This is a genomic window from Epibacterium ulvae (assembly GCF_018678075.1).
In the GTDB taxonomy this organism is placed as follows: Bacteria; Pseudomonadota; Alphaproteobacteria; order Rhodobacterales; family Rhodobacteraceae; genus Epibacterium; species Epibacterium ulvae_A.
Map to the genome: position 1 here is coordinate 108,058 of NZ_JAHHIR010000033.1, position 22,951 is coordinate 131,008.

At 60.0% G+C, this 22,951-nt stretch carries 23 protein-coding genes; 14 read left to right on the forward strand and 9 right to left on the reverse strand.

Annotated features, from left to right (window positions below; translation table 11 throughout):
- The first annotated feature begins 42 nt into the window (after positions 1-42).
- From KMP13_RS08785 to KMP13_RS08800, 4 genes are read left to right on the forward strand one after another with little or no spacing between them, the layout of a single operon-like run.
- Positions 43-1,914, forward strand: coding sequence for an ABC transporter substrate-binding protein (locus KMP13_RS08785; protein WP_251363758.1), 1,872 nt, complete (start codon positions 43-45; stop codon positions 1,912-1,914).
- On the forward strand, positions 1,914-2,942 hold the full coding sequence (locus KMP13_RS08790; RefSeq protein ID WP_215265482.1) for an ABC transporter permease: 1,029 nt from the start codon (positions 1,914-1,916) through the stop codon (positions 2,940-2,942). Before KMP13_RS08785 ends, KMP13_RS08790 begins: the two co-directional genes overlap by 1 nt.
- A complete protein-coding gene (locus KMP13_RS08795) occupies positions 2,939-4,108 on the forward strand; it encodes an ABC transporter permease (protein WP_215265483.1) in 1,170 nt (389 codons plus the stop codon). Before KMP13_RS08790 ends, KMP13_RS08795 begins: the two co-directional genes overlap by 4 nt.
- On the forward strand, positions 4,105-5,448 hold the full coding sequence (locus KMP13_RS08800; RefSeq protein WP_215265484.1) for a CoA transferase: 1,344 nt from the start codon (positions 4,105-4,107) through the stop codon (positions 5,446-5,448). Before KMP13_RS08795 ends, KMP13_RS08800 begins: the two co-directional genes overlap by 4 nt.
- On the opposite strand, the gene KMP13_RS08805 is transcribed toward KMP13_RS08800, so the two are convergent.
- Positions 5,445-7,781, reverse strand: coding sequence for a mechanosensitive ion channel family protein (locus KMP13_RS08805; protein ID WP_251363750.1), 2,337 nt, complete (start codon positions 7,779-7,781; stop codon positions 5,445-5,447). The two genes, KMP13_RS08800 and KMP13_RS08805, sit on opposite strands and share 4 nt — an antisense overlap.
- A gap of 386 nt (positions 7,782-8,167) precedes the next feature.
- Between KMP13_RS08805 and KMP13_RS08810 the strand changes: the two genes are divergently transcribed.
- Genes KMP13_RS08810 through KMP13_RS08840 form a run of 7 tightly spaced genes read left to right on the forward strand, consistent with a single transcriptional unit; the run spans position 8,168 to position 14,728 of the window.
- A complete protein-coding gene (locus KMP13_RS08810) occupies positions 8,168-9,394 on the forward strand; it encodes a glycosyltransferase family protein (protein WP_215265485.1) in 1,227 nt (408 codons plus the stop codon).
- Entirely contained in the window at positions 9,391-10,629 is a 1,239-nt protein-coding gene (locus tag KMP13_RS08815; RefSeq protein WP_215265486.1) for a glycosyltransferase, read from the forward strand. Before KMP13_RS08810 ends, KMP13_RS08815 begins: the two co-directional genes overlap by 4 nt.
- Before the next feature lie 2 nt (positions 10,630-10,631).
- Entirely contained in the window at positions 10,632-11,723 is a 1,092-nt protein-coding gene (locus KMP13_RS08820) for a glycosyltransferase family 4 protein (RefSeq protein ID WP_215265487.1), read from the forward strand.
- Complete coding sequence (locus KMP13_RS08825; protein WP_215265488.1) at positions 11,720-12,307, forward strand: histidine phosphatase family protein; 588 nt, start codon at positions 11,720-11,722, stop codon at positions 12,305-12,307. Before KMP13_RS08820 ends, KMP13_RS08825 begins: the two co-directional genes overlap by 4 nt.
- A complete protein-coding gene (locus KMP13_RS08830; RefSeq protein WP_215265489.1) occupies positions 12,304-13,449 on the forward strand; it encodes a glycosyltransferase family protein in 1,146 nt (381 codons plus the stop codon). The genes KMP13_RS08825 and KMP13_RS08830 overlap by 4 nt, the downstream gene beginning before the upstream one ends.
- Positions 13,446-14,246 carry a polysaccharide deacetylase family protein gene (locus KMP13_RS08835; RefSeq protein ID WP_215265490.1) on the forward strand — a complete coding sequence of 267 codons (801 nt, stop codon included), beginning with the start codon at positions 13,446-13,448 and terminating at the stop codon, positions 14,244-14,246. Before KMP13_RS08830 ends, KMP13_RS08835 begins: the two co-directional genes overlap by 4 nt.
- Positions 14,243-14,728, forward strand: a complete 486-nt coding sequence (locus KMP13_RS08840) for a class I SAM-dependent methyltransferase (protein WP_215265491.1) — start codon at positions 14,243-14,245, stop codon at positions 14,726-14,728. The genes KMP13_RS08835 and KMP13_RS08840 overlap by 4 nt, the downstream gene beginning before the upstream one ends.
- Before the next feature lie 158 nt (positions 14,729-14,886).
- On the opposite strand, the gene KMP13_RS08845 is transcribed toward KMP13_RS08840, so the two are convergent.
- Entirely contained in the window at positions 14,887-16,029 is a 1,143-nt protein-coding gene (locus KMP13_RS08845) for an alpha-D-ribose 1-methylphosphonate 5-triphosphate diphosphatase (RefSeq protein WP_215265492.1), read from the reverse strand.
- A gap of 52 nt (positions 16,030-16,081) precedes the next feature.
- Between KMP13_RS08845 and KMP13_RS08850 the strand changes: the two genes are divergently transcribed.
- Positions 16,082-16,765, forward strand: a complete 684-nt coding sequence (locus tag KMP13_RS08850) for a DUF1045 domain-containing protein (protein WP_215265493.1) — start codon at positions 16,082-16,084, stop codon at positions 16,763-16,765.
- Here the strand turns inward: KMP13_RS08850 and phnN are convergent.
- The 4 genes from phnN to KMP13_RS08870 are packed head-to-tail and all read right to left on the reverse strand — an operon-like array spanning position 16,747 to position 19,656.
- Positions 16,747-17,325, reverse strand: coding sequence for a phosphonate metabolism protein/1,5-bisphosphokinase (PRPP-forming) PhnN (gene phnN / locus KMP13_RS08855; RefSeq protein WP_215265494.1), 579 nt, complete (start codon positions 17,323-17,325; stop codon positions 16,747-16,749). The two genes, KMP13_RS08850 and phnN, sit on opposite strands and share 19 nt — an antisense overlap.
- Entirely contained in the window at positions 17,322-18,005 is a 684-nt protein-coding gene (phnL, locus tag KMP13_RS08860; protein ID WP_215265495.1) for a phosphonate C-P lyase system protein PhnL, read from the reverse strand. Before phnL ends, phnN begins: the two co-directional genes overlap by 4 nt.
- 11 nt (positions 18,006-18,016) lie before the next feature.
- Positions 18,017-18,787, reverse strand: a complete 771-nt coding sequence (phnK, locus tag KMP13_RS08865; protein WP_215265496.1) for a phosphonate C-P lyase system protein PhnK — start codon at positions 18,785-18,787, stop codon at positions 18,017-18,019.
- Positions 18,784-19,656 (reverse strand): alpha-D-ribose 1-methylphosphonate 5-phosphate C-P-lyase PhnJ, encoded by an 873-nt coding sequence (locus KMP13_RS08870; RefSeq protein WP_215265497.1) that lies wholly within the window; start codon positions 19,654-19,656, stop codon positions 18,784-18,786. Before KMP13_RS08870 ends, phnK begins: the two co-directional genes overlap by 4 nt.
- A gap of 52 nt (positions 19,657-19,708) precedes the next feature.
- On the opposite strand from KMP13_RS08870, the gene KMP13_RS08875 reads away from it, so the two are divergent.
- Complete coding sequence (locus KMP13_RS08875; RefSeq protein ID WP_215265498.1) at positions 19,709-19,930, forward strand: hypothetical protein; 222 nt, start codon at positions 19,709-19,711, stop codon at positions 19,928-19,930.
- Between the two features lie 2 nt (positions 19,931-19,932).
- Here the strand turns inward: KMP13_RS08875 and KMP13_RS08880 are convergent, their stop codons facing one another.
- From KMP13_RS08880 to phnG, 3 genes are read right to left on the reverse strand one after another with little or no spacing between them, the layout of a single operon-like run.
- Complete coding sequence (locus KMP13_RS08880) at positions 19,933-21,036, reverse strand: carbon-phosphorus lyase complex subunit PhnI (RefSeq protein WP_215265499.1); 1,104 nt, start codon at positions 21,034-21,036, stop codon at positions 19,933-19,935.
- A gap of 3 nt (positions 21,037-21,039) precedes the next feature.
- Positions 21,040-21,618: a phosphonate C-P lyase system protein PhnH gene (phnH, locus tag KMP13_RS08885; RefSeq protein WP_215265500.1), complete on the reverse strand. Its 579-nt coding sequence runs from the start codon at positions 21,616-21,618 to the stop codon at positions 21,040-21,042.
- Positions 21,618-22,070 (reverse strand): phosphonate C-P lyase system protein PhnG, encoded by a 453-nt coding sequence (gene phnG, locus KMP13_RS08890; RefSeq protein ID WP_215265501.1) that lies wholly within the window; start codon positions 22,068-22,070, stop codon positions 21,618-21,620. The genes phnH and phnG overlap by 1 nt, the downstream gene beginning before the upstream one ends.
- Before the next feature lie 144 nt (positions 22,071-22,214).
- Here phnG and phnF point away from each other — a divergent pair, with 144 nt between their 5' ends.
- The gene (gene phnF, locus KMP13_RS08895) at positions 22,215-22,931 is read left to right on the forward strand and encodes a phosphonate metabolism transcriptional regulator PhnF (protein WP_215265502.1); all 717 of its coding nucleotides are present in this window, start codon (positions 22,215-22,217) and stop codon (positions 22,929-22,931) included.
- Positions 22,932-22,951: the final 20 nt, after the last annotated feature.

The window sequence follows — 22,951 nt, forward strand, 5'->3', positions numbered from 1 at the left end:
AATCTTTCCCTGACCGCAGCCGCGTTTGTGGTCGCCGCACATATGGCGCATGCCCAAACGTTGGAGCGGTCCGATTATCAGGAAAGCAGCTTTTGGAAATCCGAAGTTGATATGGACTTCCTGCCCCCCGTGGCCGAACGGCTGCCCGACACGCCTTTGATTGTTGACCTCGCGGCCAAGGGGCGCAGCTTTGGCGTTCAAGGCGGCACCCTCAACACGATGGTCAGTCGGTCCAAGGACATCCGCCAGATGGTGGTCTATGGCTACGCGCGGCTGGTGGGCTATGACGATGATTACAACCTGAAACCCGATCTGCTGCTGGCCTGCGAAAACGACGGCAATCGCAAGTTCACCATGCGGCTGCGTCCGGGTCACAAATGGTCGGACGGAAGCCCCTTCACGGCCGAGGATTTCCGCTATTGGTGGGAAGACGTGGCCAACAACCCGTTGCTGAACCCGGCAGGCCCGCCAGATTTCCTACGAGTCGAAGGCGAGGTGCCGACGGTCACATTCCCGGATGAAACCACCGTTGTTTATGAGTGGTCCAAACCCAATCCGAACTTTATGCAAAGCCTTGCACAGGCGCGCCCTCCGTTCATCTATCGACCCTCCGCATATCTGAAACAGTTCCACGCGGACTTCACCGCGCCCGAAGCGCTGGAGGAAGAGGTCGACTATGCCCGGGTGAAATCCTGGGCCGCGCTGCACAACAAGCTCGACAATATGTACAAGTTCGACAATCACGAGCTGCCCACATTGCAGCCCTGGATGAACGCATCTTCGGGCAAGAAGATCCGCCATCAATTCGTCCGCAACCCGTTCTACCACCGGATCGACAGCCGTGGCGTGCAGTTGCCCTATATCGACACCGTCGAGATGGAGATCGTCTCGGGCGGGTTGATCGCAGCCAAATCCAACGCAGGCGAAGCCGATCTACAGGCCCGTGGCCTTGGGTTTCGCGACATTCCGATCCTGCGCAAAGGCGAGAATGAAGGCGGCAATTACCGATCCGTCCTGTGGCAAAGCGGCGCCGCCTCGCAAATCGCGATCTATCCGAATTTGAACGTAAACGATCCGGTCTGGCGCGAGGTGCTGCGCAATGTGCGCGTGCGCCGCGCCCTGTCGCTTGCGATCAACCGTCGCGCAATCAACAAAGCACTGTATTTCAAACTGGGCCATCCCGGTGCAATGGCGGTTCTGGAAAAAAGCCCGTTCTTTGAGGACAAGATGCGCTCTGCCTGGGCTGCATATGACCCTGAGCTGGCCAATCATATGCTGGATGCCGCAGGCCTGTCTGAGAAAGACGCCTATGGCATCCGCTACTTGCCCGATGGCCGCCGGATGGAGCTGATTGTCGAAACCGCCGGTGAACGGCAAGAAGTGGAAAACGCGCTGCAGATTATTACCGATGACTGGAACGATATTGGCATCAAACTGATCCTGCGCCCGCTTGACCGTGACATCCTGCGCAACCGCGTGTTTTCCGGCACCACAATGGCATCGGTCTGGTATGGCTGGGACAACGGGTTGCCCGGCCCCTATACCTCACCGTCGTATCTGGCGCCAACCGATCAGACGTTTCTGGCCTGGCCGAAATGGGGGCAATACCACCAAACCAGCGGCCAGGTTGGCGAACATCCCGATGATCCGGCAGCAAAACAGCTGATGCATTTGATGCATGATTGGAACAACGCCACCGACGACGCCACCCGCAGCCAGATCTGGCACGACATGCTGATGATTCACGCGGAACAAGTCTATGGGATTGGGTTGGTTTCAGGCGCGCCGCAACCGGTGGTCATCAACCGCAACCTTCGAAATGTCCCGGACAAAGCCATCTGGGCTTGGGATCCGGGTGCCCATTTTGGGGTACACCGCGTCGATGAATTCTACTTCGAAGGCGGCCAAGGCTAATGCATCTTCTGCGCTACGCGATCTATCGTTTCGCCACCATGCTGCTGACCTTATGGGTGGTGTCGATCCTGATTTTCATCATCATCAACCTGCCCCCCGGTGACTATCTGTCCAACCAGATTGCCGAGCTACAAGCCTCAGGTCAGTCCGCAGGCGTTGCCAAGGCCGAGTTTCTGCGCCAAGAATACGCGCTGGACCGCCCCCTGTGGCAGCAATATTTCATCTGGGTCGGCTTCTTTCCCGGACCACATGGGTTTTCCGGCCTGATCCAGGGCAACTTTGGCTGGTCATTTGAATTTGACGCCCCCGTATCCGAGATTGTCGGCGACAGCCTGTGGATGACCGTCATGGTCAATCTGGCGGCCGTCCTGTTTGTCTATCTGGTCGCCCTTCCGCTGGGTGTTCTGGCGGCGGCACGCGCGCGCAGCTGGGTGGACTACACCTCGGCCTTTGTGGGGTATCTGGGGCTGGCCACGCCGAACTTTTTGCTGGCGCTGGTTTTGTTTTACTATGGGCACAAACACTTGAACTTGCCGATCGGCGGCTTGATGGACCCGGTTTACGAAAACGCGCCCTTGTCTTGGGACAAGGTGAAATCCATCCTGCTGCATTTGATCGTGCCCACCTTTGTGATCGGCACTTCGGGCGCATCCGCCATGATGCAGCGTTTGCGCGCGAATATGCTGGATGAGCTGGGCAAACCCTATGTGGAAACCGCCATAGCCAAAGGGATGCCACCGCGCCGCATGTTGATGAAATACCCGCTGCGGGTGGCCTTTAACCCCTTTGTTGCGGATATCGGCAACCTGCTGCCCTCGATGGTGTCCGGCTCTGTTCTGGTATCGGTTGTTCTCGGCCTACAAACCATCGGCCCCGACCTGCTTCAGGCGCTCAAATCGCAAGACATGTTCCTGTCGGCCTTTGTGCTGATGTTCGTGGCGCTGCTGACATTGATCGGCACAATGATCTCTGACGTGCTCCTGGTCCTGCTGGATCCGCGTATTCGCTATGAGGGGCGCAAATCATGACCCATTCACCTGACGACCGCTTTGTCAACGACGCGCCCTTTGATCCCAACCCGGCCCTGCTGGAAGTCGAGCGCAAGGATCTGGACGCGCCAAATTGGCTGTTGGTTTGGCGCAAGTTCCGCACCCATCGGCTGGGTCTGATATCCGGCGCGTTCTTGTTGTTTTGCTATCTGCTGCTACCCGTCATTGGCTTTGTCGCGCCTTATGGGCCAAATGAACGCCACGCAGAGCATCTGTATTCGCCACCGCAAAGCATTCATTTCTTCCATGACGGGGAATTCCTCGGCCCGTTTATCTATCCAATGACATCCGAGGCGAACCTGCAGACTTTTCAGTGGGAGTTCATTCCCGATCTCGAAAGCCCCCGCACACTGCGGTTCTTCTGCGAAGGCAAATCCTACAAGATCGCAGGCCTTATCCCCTCAGACATTCATCTGTTCTGCCCGCCGGAAGTTTTTGACGAGGAGGTCGTGCCCTTTTTCCTATGGGGATCAGACCGGTTAGGGCGCGATGTGTTCAGCCGTATCCTTTATGGTGCGCAATTGTCGCTGACCGTGGGTCTGATTGGCATCACCGTGTCCTTTGTGCTCGGCATCTTTTTTGGCTCGGTCGCGGGCTATTTCGGCGGCACTATCGATTGGGTCATCAATCGTGTGATTGAGGTCCTGCGCTCGCTGCCGGAACTGCCCCTTTGGCTGGCGCTTTCGGCGGCGGTGCCATCCAACTGGTCGCCGATTGCGGTGTTCTTTGTTATCTCAATCATTCTGGGTCTGCTGGATTGGCCCGGCCTTGCCCGGTCTGTGCGCGCCAAATTCCTGTCCTTGCGCGAGGAAGAATACGTGCGCGCGGCTGAAATGATGGGGGCCAGCTCGGGCCGGGTGATCCGCAAACACTTGCTGCCAAACTTCCTTAGCCACCTGATCGCCTCGGCCACCTTGTCGATCCCGGCGATGATCCTGGGGGAGACGGCACTGTCCTATCTCGGCCTGGGTCTGCGCGCACCTGCGGTTAGCTGGGGCGTGATGCTGAACGATGCCCAGAACCTCGCCAGTATCGAAATCTACCCCTGGACCGCGATCCCAATGCTGCCCATCGTTGTCGTGGTTCTGGCCTTCAACTTTTTGGGCGACGGGTTGCGCGACAGTCTGGACCCCTACCAACAATGAGCCTGCTGGGCGCCCTCCCCAACCCGGACGCGTTTGAGACATCCGGCACCGGGATCGCGCCCAGCGCCTTTGCTGTCACCGACCTAATGTGCCGTTCAATTACGGCCGTCGGGGTAGAGCTCGCCGCCTATATGTCCGCAACCGATCTCGTGCCTCAGCCACCTGTGGTTTGCGTCGATCAGCGGCTGGCAACCCTTTGGGGGAAATACAGTTTCCGCCCGCAGGGTTGGGCGATGCCGGATCTTTGGGATGATCTGGCCGGGATCTACCAGACGCGTGATGGCTGGATCAGACTGCACACCAATCTGCCCCATCACCGCCGCGCAGCCCTTGCGGCGCTCAATTGCAACGCGCGTCGCGACGACATTGCCGACGCCTTGCAAAACCAATACGCGGCTCAGGTTGAAGAGGCGATCCATGCCAATGTCGGCGTCGCTGCTGCTTTGCGTGGGTCGGTGGATTGGGCCAATCACCCACAGGGCAGCGCCGTCGCGCAGGAGCCATTGATCGCCTGGCGGGGCGCACGGCACATCCAGCCCCGCGCCCTCGACATGGCCACTCCAAACCGGCCACTGCACGGGCTGCGCGTTCTCGACCTGACCCGTGTCCTTGCGGGGCCCATCGCGACACGCACACTGGCGGGTCTGGGCGCAAATGTCCTACGCATTGATCCCCCCGATTGGGATGAACCCGGTGTGATCCCCGATATCTCATTGGGTAAATCCATGGCGGCTTTGGACCTCAAGTCTCCAGAGGGGTGTGAGCGTCTTTCGCAACGGCTGACACAGGCGGATGTCGTGGTGCACGGCTATCGTCCTGGCGCGCTGGACGCGCTTGGCATTGACCTGGCTCGCCGCGATGCGCTGGCGCCAAACCGGGTTGAAGTCACGCTCAACGCCTATGGCTGGACCGGGCCGTGGGCCAATCGGCGCGGCTTTGACAGTCTGGTACAGATGAGCAGCGGCATCGCCCATCGTGGCATGACCTGGGCCGGAGCCGCACGCCCGCATCCGCTGCCGTTTCAGGCATTGGACCATGCCACCGGTTATCTGATGGCCGCGGCTGCACTCTCTGGATTACGGGCAGCACAGTCTGGCCAACCCGTTGGACATGCGCATCTTTCCCTCGCGCGGACGGCTTTTGAGTTGCACAACCTTCAACCTGATGCCAGCGGGCCCGACATCCGCACATGGCAGGATGACGATTTCAGTGATACCGCAGAACACACCACATGGGGGCCGGGTCAGCGTCTGCGTTCCCCTTTGCGCGTAGGGCAAACGCAGCTGCAATGGGAGCACCCAGCCGTAGCCTGTGACACCCACCCAGCCGACTGGCGCTAGTCGCCGTCAGAGCCGCCATTCACATCCATCAGATCGTGGTCTATTGCCGCCTGCGCAGCGCCCACGGCGGCGCGTTTCTTCTGCTCAGGCGTCAGCTCATCCGCCTGATCGGCCGCAAGGCGCACGGTAACTTCGCGGTGGGCAAAATGGATCCCTTCGCGTTCAAACAATTCGCGGATCTCGTGAAAGACCTTCTTGCGGATCGTCCACTGATCGCCCGGTTTGGTCATAAATTTGACCCGGATGATCATCGCGGAATCCTGCATTTCGATCACACCCTGCGATTTCAGCGGCTGGATGAAGTTGTCGCCAATTTCGGGATCTTCCAACATGCGCTGACCCAGCTTTTTGATCAGCTTGCGGACCTTTTCCACATCGGTGTCATAGGTCACGCGCAGCGGCAATTTCATCATCACCCAATCGCGAGAGTAATTGGAGAGCACTTTGATCTCCCCAAAGGGCACTGTGTTCAAAGCACCCAAATGGTGGCGCAGCTGGAATGACCGGACCGAGATCTTTTCGACCGTCCCCTTCACATCGCCAATGTCGATGTATTCCCCTTTGCGGAACGCATCATCCAACAAAAAGAACGCCCCGGAAAAGATATCGCGCACCAAGGTCTGTGAGCCAAAGCCCACCGCCAACCCGACAACACCGGCACCCGCGAACAGGGGGCTGACGTTGATGCCGATTTCCAACAACAAGATCAAGATGATGGAGACCACAACCACCGCTAGGATCGCCCCTCGGAACAAGGGTAGCAATGTCGCCAACCGACTGGCACCACCGGCACCGCCTTCGTCGCCCAGTTCGGCCTCCTGGGTGTCTTCGGTCTCATCCTCGATCTTGCTGTCGATCCAGATCCGGAACATGTGATAGACGATGTAGCCGATAAACACGATTGCAATGATATCCAGACCTTTTGCCGCCCAATCACTGTCGAGCCACTCCGCATCGGGGCTCCAGACAAAGATCAGCGCAATCACCCCAACCAAAAAGGCCAGAACCGCAGCCACACGTCGGGCCAGATCCTCAAAAGTCGCAACCGGGTGGCGGCGACGCGGCGGGAGTTCTTCGATGTTGTCCATGTCCTCTGACATCACGCCGTAATCGGTAACGTCCTGGTCAACAACACGGCGCGCCCGTTTCTGAAAGAAGCGCTCGATCACATAGTTGATCACGCCGTAAACGACCAAAATTGAGGTCAGAACCAAGTAAGTGCCAGCCATCAGCGGAATGGAGACATTGCGTTGCAACACCAGATCCACGCCAAGTTCCAGCCAGCCAAAAATCATATAGGCAACCATCAACGGCGCCCAGGCGACCGATAGAACCCGCACCAACCAGGTACAGGCGTCCTTGGGCTTGCCTGCGCGGATGGCTCCGGAAATGGCGCGTCCATTGACAATGACCATCACCAGATTGGCCAATGTTCCCACCAGCGCCAGCCCACCGTAGGTCAGAGCATAGACATTGTAGTTCAGGCCAAAATCACCCACCCACGTGGCAAACAGAACTGCGCAGATATCATAGGTCGCAATGGCCGAGGCCCAATAATACAGCCGCGTCGCATCACGATCGCTCAGGATTGGAATGCGGTATTGCGGTAGAAACGGCGACAGAACCATCCGCCACAGATCCGAGGCGGTGCGCGACAGAAAGAAGGCGGTGAATATGGCAACAATGGTGAATTGGATCGACTGATCCTCGGCCCGGCCAAAAAACAACAGCGCCGTTATCTCGACAAACAACATCGCAAAAATGGTGGCGCCAATGCCGGTCAAAAACCGCATGACCAAGAACGGCATCTTCTCGGCATAGCCCTGCGGTGCCTCTTTGATACGCGCAACCACGAATTTCTTGGCGATGCGTTTGCCGTAGATCTCGATCGACAGCCAGCGCCCGATCAGCAGCAAAACCAGCGCTCCGCCCAGCACTTCGACATATTTCATGATCCGCCCATCAGGGCTGGTCTGGCGCAGGACGTACTGGAACTCAAACAGCGAATAAGGCAGCGCGTCCAAGCGGTTGGTCAGCGCACTGCGGAAGGCTTCCACCCGGGTCTGCGCCTGCATCAGCCGCGAGGCACCCTCCATCGGGTTCTCGGCCTCATCTTCCTCTTCGGCGCTCTCGGGCATGCTGGTGATAGGCTGGCCCGTCGGGTCAATGACAATCACACCAAGCCCGCTTTCGACGGCCTGCTCAATGGCCGATTGCAACGCATTCGCGGTCTCATCAGAGCTGCTGTCTTGCGCCCAGACAGAGGCCGCTAGAACAACACTTATCAAAAGACCGAGAAGTCCCCGCAAAACGCCTGCCATTTCGCCACCCATACCAATATCTTTGAAATTCGGATGAACTTTATCCAGCCGCAGGTTGAAAGGCTATCGCTCATTTTGGTTATGATTTGGAAATATCTTTGCTTGATTGCAACTTGGGCACGCGCGCGCTATAGCGGACGGATAGGAAATGGCGCTTTGACCCATATCTGGACTGCTGCCGTTCCAGGACGTCTAAATCCCGCGACACCGGGTACTCAACCCTGCGCCTCACCAGGGGCAGATAAGAACACGTGCCAGGTGCCACTACGGGCAACCTCGCCAGAACCGAGGCACAGGATGGCCAACGATTGGGGTCACGAATACGGGCACATGGATTTGGCCGCCAGACGTGGAATTTTACGTCTGTCCGCAGGCTATTGCTCCGCCAAGGCCCCTTCATGACGCATTTGCCTGATAACACTGTGCTAGATGCCACCGTGCGTGGCCCCCGTGTGGTTCTGTACAGCCACGACACCTTTGGCCTGGGTCACCTGCGCCGTTCGCGGGCCCTGGCCGAGGCCATCACCGCCGCTGATCCATCCGCATCCGCCCTGATCCTGACCGGTTCCCCCGTGGCGGGTCGTTTTACATTTCCGACACGCGTGGACCATGTGCGCCTGCCCGGTGTGATCAAACAGGCAGACGGCTCCTATGCCTCGCGCACCATGGGCATGGACATCGAAGAGACGACGCAACTGCGCGCAAATCTGATCCTCTCCACCGTCGAAAGCTATGCACCGGACATTCTGATCGTCGACAAGGAACCTAGCGGGTTTCGCGGTGAATTACTGCCGACATTGGAACGGCTCAGCACCGACGGCTCGGCCAAGGTTGTCCTCGGCCTGCGCGACGTACTGGATGAACCCGAGGTTCTGGCCCGCGAGTGGGAACGCAAAGACGCCATTCGCGCGACCGAGGCCTATTATGATGAAATCTGGGTCTATGGATCGCGGTCCGTCTATGAACCCACCCAAGGGCTGCCTCTCAGCGCCGAGACACGAGCGCGAATGCATTGGACCGGCTATCTGCGCCGTGACCTTGGCGAAATTGGCCCTGCGCCGCAGCAACCCTATGTGCTGATCACCCCCGGTGGTGGCGGTGATGGCGCAACGATGGTGGATCTGGTGTTGTCCGCCTATGAGCAGGATCCGACCCTGGAACCCCGTGCGGTTCTGGTCTACGGCCCCTTCCTGTCCGGTGAAACGCGCGAGGATTTCGAAACCCGTGTCGCCCGCCTTGAGGGGCGCGTCACCGCCGTGGGCTTTGAGAGCCAGATTGAAACGCTCTTTGCCGGTGCGCAAGGCGTGGTTGCGATGGGCGGCTACAATACCTTTTGCGAATTGCTGTCCTTTGACAGACCGGCCGTGATCGTCCCCCGCACCAAACCGCGCCTGGAACAATGGATCCGGGCCAGCCGCGCCGAAGAGCTGGGTCTTGTCTCCATGCTCGATGAAAACCGCGACGGGCTGACACCAACATCGATGATCAAAGCGATCCGCGCATTGGAAAACCAAACCCCACCGTCAGCAGCCGGCGCCCATGCGCAATTGCTGGACGGGTTGGATTATGTGACCGCACGTGTTGAAAGCCTGCTGGCCCAACGCGCGCCAAAGGCAGCCGAATGACACAAACTCCCCCTCTTGCCGTGCTGGTCAAAGGCTGGCCGCGCCTGTCTGAAACCTTTATTGCACAGGAACTTGTCGCGCTTGAGGAACAGGGCGTTGATTTTGAGATCTGGTCCCTGCGCCATCCCACCGATATCAAACGCCACCCCCTGCATGACCGTTTGCAGGCGCGGGTGCATTACCTGCCCGAATATCTCTACGAAGAACCCGAACGTGTCTGGGCCGCCCGCGATCACGCCCGCACCTTGCCTGGATATGCCAAAGCCTATGAGATCTGGCGCGCCGATTTGCGCCGCGATATCACCCCTAACCGGGTGCGCCGCTTTGGTCAGGCCTGTGTTCTGGCGGCTGAAATGCCGGATGCGGTTCTGGCAATGTATGCGCATTTCCTGCACACGCCCTCGTCCGTTGCGCGTTATGCCGCCATCATGCGCGGCCTGCCGTGGAGCTTTTCGGCTCACGCCAAAGACATCTGGACCTCCCCCGCTTGGGAGATTTCCGAGAAACTCTCGGACAAGAGCTTTGGCGCGGCCTTTGGGGCCACCTGCACCCGGTTTGGTGCCCGTCATCTGCAGGACATGTCCGACGGCACGCCGGTTGATCTGATTTATCACGGGCTCGACCTGAGCCGGTTCCCTGAACCGCCTGAACGCCTCTGGCGCACCGCGGATGCGCCGCTCAAACTGATGTCGGTTGGCCGTCTGGTTGAGAAGAAGGGTTTTGACAATCTGATCGCCGCTCTGACCCTGCTGCCAGAGAATCTGAACTGGCATTTCACCCACATCGGCGGCGGTGCCCTGGGTGAAAAACTACAGGCGCAGGCGATTGAGGCCGGCATTGCTGACCGCATCACCTGGCGCGGCGCCTGCGACCAGCTCGAGGTGATTGCCGCCATGCGCGACAGCGATCTCTTTGTTCTGCCCAGCCGGGTTGCCAAGGACGGCGATCGCGACGGCCTGCCCAATGTCTTGATGGAGGCCGCCTCGCAGCGCCTGCCTATCCTGTCCACGGCCGTCTCTGCAATTCCTGAATTTATCGACACCGGCACCCACGGCACCCTCAGCTCTGATCAGCCCAAGGATCTGGCGACGGCCATTGCCTCCATCGCCCGGTCCCCGGAGAATGCCGCTGAAATGGCCGAGGCCGCGCTAGCCCGCTTGCGCCAGGAATTTGGTATGATGCCCGGCATTCACCAGCTCAAATCTCGTATCACCGCCATGTTGCAGGACCAGTAACCATGCCCCCGGCGCCTCGCATCGCCTTTTATGCGCCTATGAAATCCCCGGACCACCCGGTGCCCTCCGGGGACCGCGAGGTGGCGCGCAATCTGATGCGAATGATGGAGCACGCCGGGTGTTCGGTTGATCTGGTCAGCACCTGGCGCTGCCGTGACAAACAGGGGGATCCCTCCGTTCAGGCTCAGTTCTTTGACGCAGCCACGGCTGAGGTGGAGCGCCTGAAAGCAGACCTGCCCGCCTTTGACCTGTGGGTGACCTATCACAATTACTACAAAGCACCCGACCTGCTGGGACCCGCCCTGTCACAGATCCGCGCCACGCCCTATGTGCAGATTGAAAGCACCCGTGCCTTGAAACGGCTGGATGGCCCCTGGGACCGGTTCGCGCGCGCCGCACATGCCGCCGCGGACCATGCGGACCTGATCCTGTCGCTGACACAGCGTGATCAGAAAACGCTGATCCGGGACCGGTTTCAGGATCAATCCCTTGCGGTGCTCGCCCCCTTTTTGAACTGCACCGACCTGCCGCCCGCCTCACGCCTCAGTGGACCGATGCTGAGTGTTGGCATGATGCGCGAAGGGGACAAGCTTGCCTCGTACAAATTCATCGCCGAGAGCCTTTTGCATCTGCCCGGCGACTGGCAGCTCAATATCGTTGGCGACGGCCCGGCCCGCCAACGGGTCGAGGCACTGTTTGCCCCCTTTGGTGCGCGGGTGCGCTTTCTTGGCCAGCTCACGCGTGACGCGTTGGAAGACGAATACCGCAACGCCCGCCTGTTCTTTTGGCCCGGCGTGAATGAAGCCTTTGGCATGGTCTACCTTGAGGCACAAAGCTTTGGCCTGCCAGTGGTCGCTCAAAATCGCCCCGGCGTTGACGAGGTCCTTTCTCCCACAAATCGCGCCCTCGCCCCGGCGCCATCTGCGGGCCCCGTCGCCCTTGCAGCTGTGCTACAATCTTTGAACACCAGCCCGGCGATGCGGCAATCACATCTCACGGACGCCCGGGCCCATACGCAGGAACGCCACCTGATGCCCGCCGCCGCACAAAGCTTTCGCGCGGCAATTACCCCTTTGTTGGAGCGCCGCCAATGATCCGCCTTGCCATGCTACGTCACGGCCATACGCCCTGGAACCGGATGGGCCGCATCCAGGGGCGCAGTGATATCGCATTGGACGCCGACGCCCGCGCCGAGCTGCAGGCGCAATCACTGCCAGCGGATTGGTCGGCCGCGGATCTGGTGGCAAGCCCGCTGGAGCGCGCATGGGACACCGCCGCGTTGGTCGCAGATCGCCCTGCCACCCGTATTGATGCATTGGTCGAGATGAACTGGGGCACCTGGGAAGGGCTGCACGGGTGCGACCTTAAGGCCGATCCAACCAGCGGTTTCAAAGATATCGAAGACTGGGGCTGGGACTACCGTCCCCCCAGCGGTGAAACCCCGGCAGAGGTCTGGCAGCGCCTCGCCCCTTGGCTGTTGGGCCTGCAACGAGACACCATTGCCGTCTGTCATATCGGCATCATGCGTGTGATCCTGGCCCGCGCTTATGGGTGGGATTTCGCGGGGCCTGCCCCCTTTGCCGTGAAACGCAACCGGCTTTTTGTGGTTGAAATCGACGGCACAACCCTTACCCCAGTGCCAGACCCCATCCGCCTGATCAGGGAAGTCGCAGAATGAAGGTTCAGATCATCGTCACCCATCTTCTGGGCGCTGGCCACTTGTCGCGCGCGCTGACTTTGGGCCGTGCCTATGCCGATGCCGGAGATGAGGTTCAGGTGCTGTCCGGCGGCTTTCCCGTGCCGCAGTTGGACGCAACCGGTGTGGAACTGGTGCAACTGCCGCCTTTGCGCTCGGATGGTGTGAATTTCAAACGTCTGCTGGGTGAAGACGGCGATCTGGCCGATGACGCCTATTACATACGCCGCAAACAGGCCTTGCGCGACACATTCGCGGCCTTTCAGCCCGATGTGCTGATCACCGAACTGTACCCTTTTGGCCGCCGCACCCTGCGTGTGGAGTTCCGCGACACTATCGAAACCGCACATCAGGCCACGAACCGCCCGCTGATTTTGTCGTCTATTCGCGACATCCTGGCACCGCCCACCAAACCCGAACGCATCGCCGAGGCGGAAGATATTCTCGCAACCCTTTATGATGGCGTGCTGGTCCATTCGGACCCCGAAACAACCCGGCTCGACCTCAGCTGGCCGGTCAAAGACGACCTCGCGGCCAAGCTCCACTACACGGGCTACGTGGTCCCGGCAGCACCCAAGCCGCAGGCCGACGGCATCGGCAAAGGTGAGATCCTGGTCAGCGCCGGTGGCGGCTCCATCGGTGATGAGCTGTTCGACGCCGCGCTTGAGGCCGCCCGCCTGACACCGGATCTGACCTGGCGGATCTTGATCGGCGGCTCGGACGCCGCAGAAAGGATCGCCAATTTCCGCGCCAAAGGCTCTCCGGCCATTGTCGAGGCCGCGCGCTCGGATTTTCGCGAAATGATGTGCCACGCGCGGGCCTCGATTTCCATGTGTGGCTACAACACCGCGCTCGATGTTCTGCAATCAGGCGTGCCGGCGATTTTCATCCCCTTTGATGCGGGCACCGAGGTAGAACAGGGCATCCGTGCAGAGGCCTTGTCAAAACTTGGCAGTATCAAGACCCTGCGTCGCGCCACCCTGACCCCGCAGCAACTGCTGGAGGGGCTGGACGAGCTGGCGCGTGCGCCCAAACGCGAGATCACGCAAAAAGGGTTCGATGGCGCAGCCCAGACCGCCGCCCTCACCCGCCGTCTTGTGGATGACCACCGGAGCCGCCAGTGACTGGGCAACCTGACTGGTCAGCGCTCGATGCGGAATTACGCCTTTGGCAGCGGGCGGGGCTGACCCTGCCCCTGTGGTGGCGCGACGATGATGCGGTGGCACCGACCCCGGCGCTCGCGCGGTTGACCACCCTCTCGGAGGCTCTGGAACTGCCCGTGCATCTGGCGGTGATCCCTGCCCGTGCCGAACAGACCCTGGCAGACAATCTATCGCCCCAACTGATCCCAGTTGTGCACGGCTGGGCCCATAAATCGCACAGTTTCCTGCGGCAGAGAAAATCGGAATTTTCGCCCTCTCGTGCCATGAAGGCGAAGCAAAGCGAGGCCAAATCCGCGCTCCACCGCCTTCAGAATCTGTTTGGCGATCGATTGGTTCCGATGTTTGTGCCGCCTTGGAATCGCATCGGCGACGAGATGATGCCGGTTCTTGCAGACCTCGGCTATCAGGCGGTCTCAACCTACAAACCCCGCAGCGCGGTAGAGGCCGCGCCGGGGTTGCTCCAGATGAACACCCATCTGGATCCCATAGATTGGCGCGGCTCCCGCTCGGTTGTTGATCCCACAGTGCTGGTCGAACAGACCTGTCAAAACCTGCAGGACCGTCGTTTGGGGCATGCAGACAATCGCGAAGCTTTTGGCATCCTGACGCACCATCTGGTTCACGATGCTGCGATTTGGTCTTTTGCCGAAGCGCTGATTGGGCGACTTTTGCAAGGCCCTGCCGAGGTCTGGCAGTTTCCCACCGCGCCCCAGACCAATCAGGGTGCGTCAACCAACAACGATCAGGAGCAGATATGAGCCGGCTCGACAGTGTAATTCGAAGACTAACCGCCCAACGTGCAGGGCTGAATTGGGCAGCTGAACAGCTTGGCGATGCTCCAGGCGATGTGCTCGAACTGGGCCTTGGCAATGGGCGCACCTATGACCACCTGCGCAGCCTGATGCCCAACCGTCGGATCTGGGTGATCGACCGCAATCTGAACTGCCATCCGGCCTGCGTTCCCTCGGCTGATGAATTTCTACAAGGCGACGCGGATGCAATGTTGATCAAACTTTCCGAAGGTGGGCCACGGCTGTCCCTGGCGCACTATGACCTCGGCACAGGCGTCAAAGAAGCCGATCGCGAGATTTCCAAGGTCCTGTCGCCGCTTCTGGCCAAGTCGATGCGTCCGGGCGGCGTTATTGTCGCCGACCAACCCCTGTTTGGATTTGAACAACTGCCCGAACCGAGTGAGATCCCCGAGGGCCGCTATATGTTCTACCGCCAACTGCAGACCTAGAGAACAGGCGGTTCTTATTGAGGTATTTCGCGGCTGCGCCACGACTCGCGCCGTGCCTTCGGCGCGGCGCTACGCCCAACGCTTGGCCACGTTCTGGCCGCCAGGCCAGTGCGGGGACCAAGGGGCGGGAGCCCGCCGCCTTTTACCCGGTCACAACTTTACGCAACACGATGTCCACGAGACCAGACGCCGCGCAGTGCAGGTGTGCCGCCGCGCATGCGGAAACGGATCAGATCGGCGCGTTTGCCAACCTCGATCCGGCCACGATCCTGCAGCCGCACCGCATCTGCAGGCGCCGACGTGACGGTCGACAAGCCGCGCGCCATGTCGCCCCAAATCTCCCCCAGCATCACCGCTGACATCAGCAACGCGGCCGGCACATAGTCCGAAGACACAATATCCAAGAGCTCCAAGTCGGCCAGATCCTTGGCCGCGACATTGCCGGAATGCGATCCGCCACGGATCAAGTTCGGCGCGCCCATCATGACCTTGATATCATGGGCTTGACAGGCCTTCGCGGCCTCAACCGTTGTTGGGAATTCCGCCAAGCGGATGCCATAGCCCGCAGAGACATCAACCTGCCCTTCGGTCGTGTCATCATGGCTCGCCAGAACCGCACCAAAGCGTTTTGCTGCCTTTACGGTTTCTGCCTCATGCTTGTCGCCATAGATCTCACGCATCTCTTTCAACTCAGCGATATGGCGCTGGAACCCGGCGTCATCAAACCCGTGTTTGCCTTTCACATAGGCTTCCAGCTTGCTCACATCGCGAAACTGGCGTTGCCCCGGTGTATGGTCCATCAAGGAGACCAGACCAACGCGATCCTCAGAACCAAACTCATCCAGCTCTTCTACCAAAGTCTCGGAACAGACCTCGGCGCGCAGATGCAGGAAATGGCTGATCTTCAACGCATCTGCCTCACGCAGCTCCCACAGCTCGCTGGCCAGCCCGCGGGCGTACTTTGCGTAGTTTGCTTCCTCGCGGCGCACCGATCCCACCCGCAACGCGTCAAACACCGTGGTGATCCCCGTGCCCGCCAGTTCGGCGTCATGGGCGATGATTGCGGCTGCATGTGGCCAGTCAACCTTGGGGCGTGGCTGTATATGACGTTCCAGATTGTCCGTATGTAATTCCACCAAGCCGGGGCTGACAAAATCGCCCTCACAATTCACCGCACCTGCGGGCACCGCTGTCCCGGTGGACACATCAACAATCGTGCCCCCCACACATTTCACAGATCCGTGGAGAGTTTCATCAGCCAAAACAACCGTGGCATTGGCAAGGATCAATTCTTCTGTCATCTCGGTTTCACAACTTTCGGGCTATGGGAACGGCCACGTATAGGAGGCCATTGTGACATTCACGCGATACGCGATTTACTACGCGCCCCCCGCCAACGCGGCGTGGAGCATGTTCGGAACCAGCTGGCTGGGCTGGGATATGGAGAGCGGCACAGATGTGGCGCATCCTGATATCGCGGGCCTCGATGTGGCGGACATCACGGCGACGCCCCGCAAATACGGGCTGCACGCAACGATGAAACCGCCAATGCGACTGGCAGAGGAGCAAACACCCGAGGCGCTGCATGTGGCCTGTCAGGCCTTGGCCGCCACCCAGGCGCCGGTCGTTCTGGACGGGTTGGAGATTGCACGGCTGGGTCGGTTTCTCGCCCTGCGCCCTTTGGGCGATCAAAGCGCGCTGAACGCATTGGCCGCCGCCTGCGTGACCGAGCTTGACCCGTTTCGCGCCCCGTTGAGCGATGCGGACCTGGAAAAGCGCCGCGCCAATGGGCTGACGCCGGAACAGGACGCGCATCTGGTGCAATGGGGCTACCCGTATGTGCTGGACCAGTTCCGCTTTCACATCACCCTGTCTGGAAGGCGCCCCAAGGCAGAGTTGCCCGCAATCGAGGCCGCCCTGGACGCAGCCCTCGCACCCCATCTGCCCACCCCGTTTGAGATCCGCGATCTCGCCCTGATGGGAGAGGCTGAGGATGGGCGCTTCCACCTGATGCACCGCTACGCGCTCTCGGGCTGATCTGCAAAGATCACGTTGAGCGCTGCTGTGACGGCGGCGCTCAAATCGCCGCTGTTGTCGATCTGATAGACCCGCTCTAACCCCTCGGGCAGCGCTTTTGTCGCCTGTGCCAGACGTTTGGCCTGTTCTTCCTCGGTCTCGCGCCCGCGCCCTGCCAGCCGTGCTGCCAGAACCTCGGGGCTGGCAGTGACGGACAAGACGATGAAGTTGCCAAAGATGCGCTGCGCATCCAGCAGCACCGAGCGGGAGAAATTCACCAAGACGCCGCGCCCTTCCGCGCGCTGCGCTGCAACTGCGGCCGCTGGCACGCCATAAAACAACCCATGCGCTTGCCAATGCAGGGCAAATTCACCGGCGGCGCTGCGCGCGGCAAACTCAGCCTCGGACACAGGGGTGTAGTCCTCCCCCCCCGCCTCAGGCGCGCGGGTGATCACCCGTTTCAACAAGGACAGGCGCGGATCGCCGGTGGCGAGCCCCGTCATCACACTGTCCTTGCCGACGCCAGAGGGGCCCACAACCGCAATCACCGGCCCCAAGGTTGAAGATGCGCTATCCGTCATGCGGCCACCTGTGGCGAAAATCCGGTCACGTCCAGGAACCGATCACAGACCTCTTCGCGCGCGGCTTCATCATGGAAGATCCCGATGATCGCCGCACCGCGTGCCTTGGCGGCATTAATCAGCCCCAGAACCGTGGCGCGGTTCTTTGCATCCAGGCTCGCGGTTGGTTCATCCAGCAACATCGCCGGATACTCATAGGCAAAGCCGCGCGCGATGTTCACCCGCTGCTGTTCACCGCCCGAAAATGTCGTCGGGCTCAGCGACCACAGACGTTCGGGAATATTCAGTTGCGCCAACAGACTGGCAGCCTTGTCACGTGCCACTCCCTGATCCTCGCCCACGGCCAGCAACGGCTCGGCGACGACATCCAGCGTTGGCACACGTGGCACGACCCGCAGGAACTGGCTGACATAACCCAGCGTGTTGCGGCGCAGCTCCAGGATCTCACGCGGTTCAGCCTGGGCCACGTCCACATCGCCGATCAAGATCTGCCCGCTGGCGGCCAGATAGTTGCCGTAGATCAGCCGCATCAGAGTGGATTTTCCCGCCCCGGATGCGCCCACCAGACCGACACATTCGCCGACAGCAACCTTTAAGCTTGCTCCCTCCATCACTGGGATCACCGCGCTGCCCTGATTGTGCAGGGTGAAGCTTTTGCTCACATTGTTGAGTTCAATCATCGCTCGCATCCTCACACTTGCAATACGCTGGAAACCAGCAGCTGGGTATAGGCATGTTGCGGATCATCCAGCACCTGATCGGTCAGGCCTGTTTCCACCACATGGCCGTCCTTCATCACCATCAGACGATCCGCGAGCAAACGCACCACCGCCAGATCATGGGTGACGATAATCGCGCTCAGCCCCATTTCACGCACAAGACCGCGCAGCAGATCCAGCAGCCGTGCCTGAACCGAGACATCCAAGCCGCCCGTGGGTTCGTCCATAAACACCAACCGCGGCCCAGTGACCAGATTGCGGGCGATCTGCAAGCGTTGCTGCATGCCACCGGAAAAGGCCGAGGGGCGATCATCCACCCGATCTTCCTTGATCTCAACCCGGCCCAGCCAATCAATGGCCCGTTCGCGGATATTGCCATAATGACGATCGCCGACCGCCATCAGACGCTCCCCGATGTTACCACCAGCCGAGACTGACATACGCAGACCATCGCGCGCATGTTGGTGGACAAAGGCCCAGTCGGTGCGGCTCAGCATGCGCCGTTCCGGTTCCGACATGGTGACCGTATCCACTGGACCATCGGCCAGCGTGTCAAACACCACCTCGCCCTGATCGGGGGGCAGATGACCGGCCAAACAGTTCAGCAAGGTCGATTTGCCCGAGCCACTTTCACCTACGATCCCCATGACTTCACCGGGATAAAGGTCAAAGCTCACATCCGTACAGCCCACAAAGCTGCCATAGGTCTTGCGGATACCCTGCACCTGCAACAAAGGGGTCATGCGCTTGCCTCCAATTGATTCTTCGTGCCCAGACGACCCACATGACCCGCCGCGCGGCGCGAGCGGCAATAATCGGTGTCAGAACAGACAAACATCCGGTTGCCTTGATCATCCAGGATCACCTCGTCCAGATAGCTGTCTTTGGCAGCACAAAGATCACAGGCGTGATCAGCCTTGCTGGCCTCAAACGGATAATCCTCAAAATCGAGGCTAACGATTTTCGTATAGGGCGGCACCGCATAGATCCGCTGTTCACGCCCAGCTCCAAACAGCTGGATTGCGGGCATGTCCATTTTGGGATTGTCGAATTTGGGGATCGGGCTTGGGTCCATCACATAGCGCCCCTCAACCTTCACCGGATAGGCGTAAGAGGTTGAAATCGCACCGTGTTGGCTGATGTCCTCATAAAGTTTCACGTGCATCAACCCGTATTCTTCCAACGCATGCATCTTGCGGGTCTCTGTCTCGCGCGGCTCGAGAAAACGCAGCGGCTCTGGGATCGGCACCTGATATACGAGGATTTGATCTTCGCGCAGCACTGCCTCGGGGATGCGGTGACGGGTCTGGATGACATCGGCCTTATCCGTCTCCTCGGTGGTGGCGACATTGGCCGTGCGTTCAAAGAACTTGCGGATCGAGACCGCATTGGTGGTGTCATCCGCACCCTGGTCGATCACCTTGAACGTGTCATCCGGTGTCAGCGTCGCGGCGGAAACCTGCACGCCGCCGGTCCCCCAGCCATACGGCATCGGCATCTCGCGGCTGGCAAAAGGCACCTGATAACCAGGGATCGCCAGCCCTTTCAAGATCGCACGACGGATCATCCGCTTGGTCTGCTCGTCGAGATAGGCAAAGTTGTAGTCAGACATATTACCGACCCTTTACTGAATTTCTGTGACCTGCATACGAGGATGGTCCCATATGAGTTTTGAACAAAAATTGGCCTTTGCATTCGGAGGCGCTTTTGCCCTGTTGATCTATTTTCTCATTCGGCTGGCAGTTAAATACCGGCGCGGGGATTTTGATGGCGTTCCACCTGCTGGTCGCCAAACCGAAGCGACGAGTTCGATAAATACTATTGATGTTGCCGCCGGCACAGGATGTTACGGCGGCGGCACACCCGGTTGCGGCGGAGGCGACTAGGCTCATTCCGCGGCCTCCTGCGCAGGCTCGGACGCGGCCAGATTGGCCTCTGCCTCAGCACGCAGCTTGCGGACCAGTTCCAGCTCGGCCTGAAAATCCACATAGTGGGGCAGTTTGATGTGCTCCAGGAAACCCGTGGCCTGAATGTTGTCGCTATGGCTCAACACGAATTCCTCGTCCTGCGCGATGGCGCCCAGATTGTCTTCACCCAGCTCTTCCCAGCGCAGCGCCCGGTCGACCAGCGCCATGGAAATCGCCTTGCGTTCGGACTGACCAAAGATCAGCCCATAGCCGCGGGTAAACTGCGGCGGCTCTGTTTTGGAGCCGGTAAACTGGTTCACGGTCTCACATTCGGTAAGCTCAACTTCACCGATTTCAATGGCAAAGCCCAGCTCGGGGATCTCCATCTCTACCGCGACTTTGCCGATGCGCAATTCGCCGACAAAAGCGTGGTTGCGCCCATAACCACGCTGCGTGGAATAGGCGAGGCCCAGGGTGAAGCCTTCGTCACCACGCGCCAGCGCCTGCAACCGCAAGGCTCGACCGGCGGGGTAGGACATCGGCTCACGCGTCAGATCCCCCGGCACCGCATCGGATTGCGGCTCATCCTGAATGATATCTTCACCCTTCAGGAAGGTGGTGATATGGGGTGTCGCCTCTTGGCGCGGTGTGGCTGTTGCGGCCTCGGACACCTCGCCATCGGCGGCCAGTTTGAAATCCAGCAGACGGTGGGTGTAGTCAAACGTTGGCCCCAGAACCTGCCCGCCCGGCGCGTCCTTGAACGTGGCCGAGATCCGGCGATCACAGGCCATCTCGGCCGTCTCAATCGCCTCAGAATAACCAAAACGCGGCAAGGTGGTGCGATAGGCCCGCATCAAGAACACCGCCTCGATCAGATCGCCACGGGACTGTTTGATCGCCAATGCGGCGAGGTCGGGATCGTACAATGACCCTTCGGCCATCACCCGGTTCACGGCAAGGGCCATCTGTTCACGGATTTGACCAACGCTCATTTCTGGAATAGTGGTATCGCCCCGGCGTTCCTCGGCCAGCCAGGCGTGGGCGTTGTCAATGGCGCGCTCGCCCCCTTTTACGGCAACATACATCGGCTACGCCTCCTCGCTGATTTGACTGGACCGCGGCAGTGCCATCACTTGGCTGCCGGCGGTGAAAAACAGATCGATACCCAGTGGGAACAACAGAGTGTTGCGCTGCAGTGCGGTCACATCAGGCAGGCTCATCTGGATCTGATCCTTGATACCCGGACCGCTCAACACGGCGGTGGGAGCGCCAAACGCTGGCTGCTCGACAATCAGCGTGGCCGAGCGATCCGGATACTCTGAGGTTCCAATCCTGTATTGATCCAAGGGCAACAACGCGTCCCAGCCGCCCAGGGCGAAATCCGCCTCTGCCGCCGGCACAATCGGTGCCCCGGTGTGAAAGGTGACCCAAACGCGCAGAGCCTCGCTGTCCACGTCATCGGCAAGGAACAGCTTGGTCTCGGGATCGCAAAGGGTCAGCAGCAAGGTGCCCGCCGCAATTGAGATGCCCGCAGGTGCCTGCGCACCGGTGATGTCGAAAAACTGCCCGGGGCGTGCCATGGCGTTCATTGCTGCGCGAAACGCATGCGCCGCATCGGTGGCCGGGGCGGTAAACCCTCCGGCGAAATGAGTGTTCTCTGCCTGCATCAGTCTTCCCCCCGCGCCAATGTAAAGAAATCAACCTTGGTCGCTGCCGCCTTGGCCGCGCGTGCCGTCTTGGTCGCTGTTTGAGTGTCACGAAGAGGGGTCAGGATGGAGCGCTCTACCACATCCGCCATCTCCCCCTGCATCAGAGCGTCCACTTTGGCTGCGATCTCCGCATGGTGTTTGTCGCGTCCCTGTACATAGCCGTGCCCAACCGCGCCGCCATCCAGAGACACCGCACAGCGGGTCACGGTCATCTCGCCTAGATTAAAGGGCGCTCCGGTGCCTCCCATACGTCCACGCACCATAACGCCGCCGATCTCTGGCGGGCGCAGCCAGGTAAAATCAGGCTCTGCGCCCAATCCGCTCCACAGCTCCGCCAATTGTTCTGGCGATGCTTTGGCCAGCAGCCCCATCCAGGCTTTGCGGGCCGCCTGCGCCTCTTCCGTCTTCATGTCGGTTTTCCCTTGGCAAGTTTGTCTACTTGTCCTATACAACTATACAAATCATACATGAGTCGCCCTGTTGGACCAATTGCGAATTTGTGAAACTTTCAAGACGACGGCTGATTTTCAGCCCACAACAGGAGCGCAGGCGTCATGGCGGGCACCCCCGTTTGGAAATCCATATCTCTCACGCTGACAGAAGAGATCGCCCAAGGTCGTTATGAGACCGGCAGCAAATTACCCCCCGAAACACAGCTCGCAGCGCGCTTTGGGGTCAATCGCCATACGGTCCGCCGCGCGCTGGCTGAGATGGCGGAAAAGGGTCTGGTACATGCGCGGCGCGGCTCGGGTGTCTTTGTGGCAGCAGCGCCTACCGACTACCCTTTGGGAAAACGTGTGCGGTTCCGGCAAAGCCTGCGCGCGGCGGGGCGCACGCCAGGGGGGCGACAGCTTGCCATCACCACACGCGGCGCGGACGCACGTGAGACAGAGGCCCTGGAGCTTTCGCCCGGTGACGCGGTGCATGTGACGGATTCCCTGTCCTTTGCCGATGGACAGCCCGTTGCAGTGGCACAAAGCTGCTTTCCAGCCGCCCGGTTTCCCAGTTTTCCGGAAGTTCACCGCGAGACCCAATCGGTTACCGAAAGCTTCCGCGCACTTGGGGTTCCAGATTACACCCGCGCCTGGACCCGACTGACCGCCGTCGCCGCAAACCCGACGCAAGCGCTGCACCTGATGTTAAAAGAGGGCGATCCCCTGTTGCGCTCAGTCAGCGTCAATGCGGATGCGGAGGGGCGCCCGATTGAGTTCGGCACGACATATTTCGCCGGGCAGCGGATATCACTCACCCTGGCAGCAGAAGACTTCTGAAACGGTACGCCAGACCACCA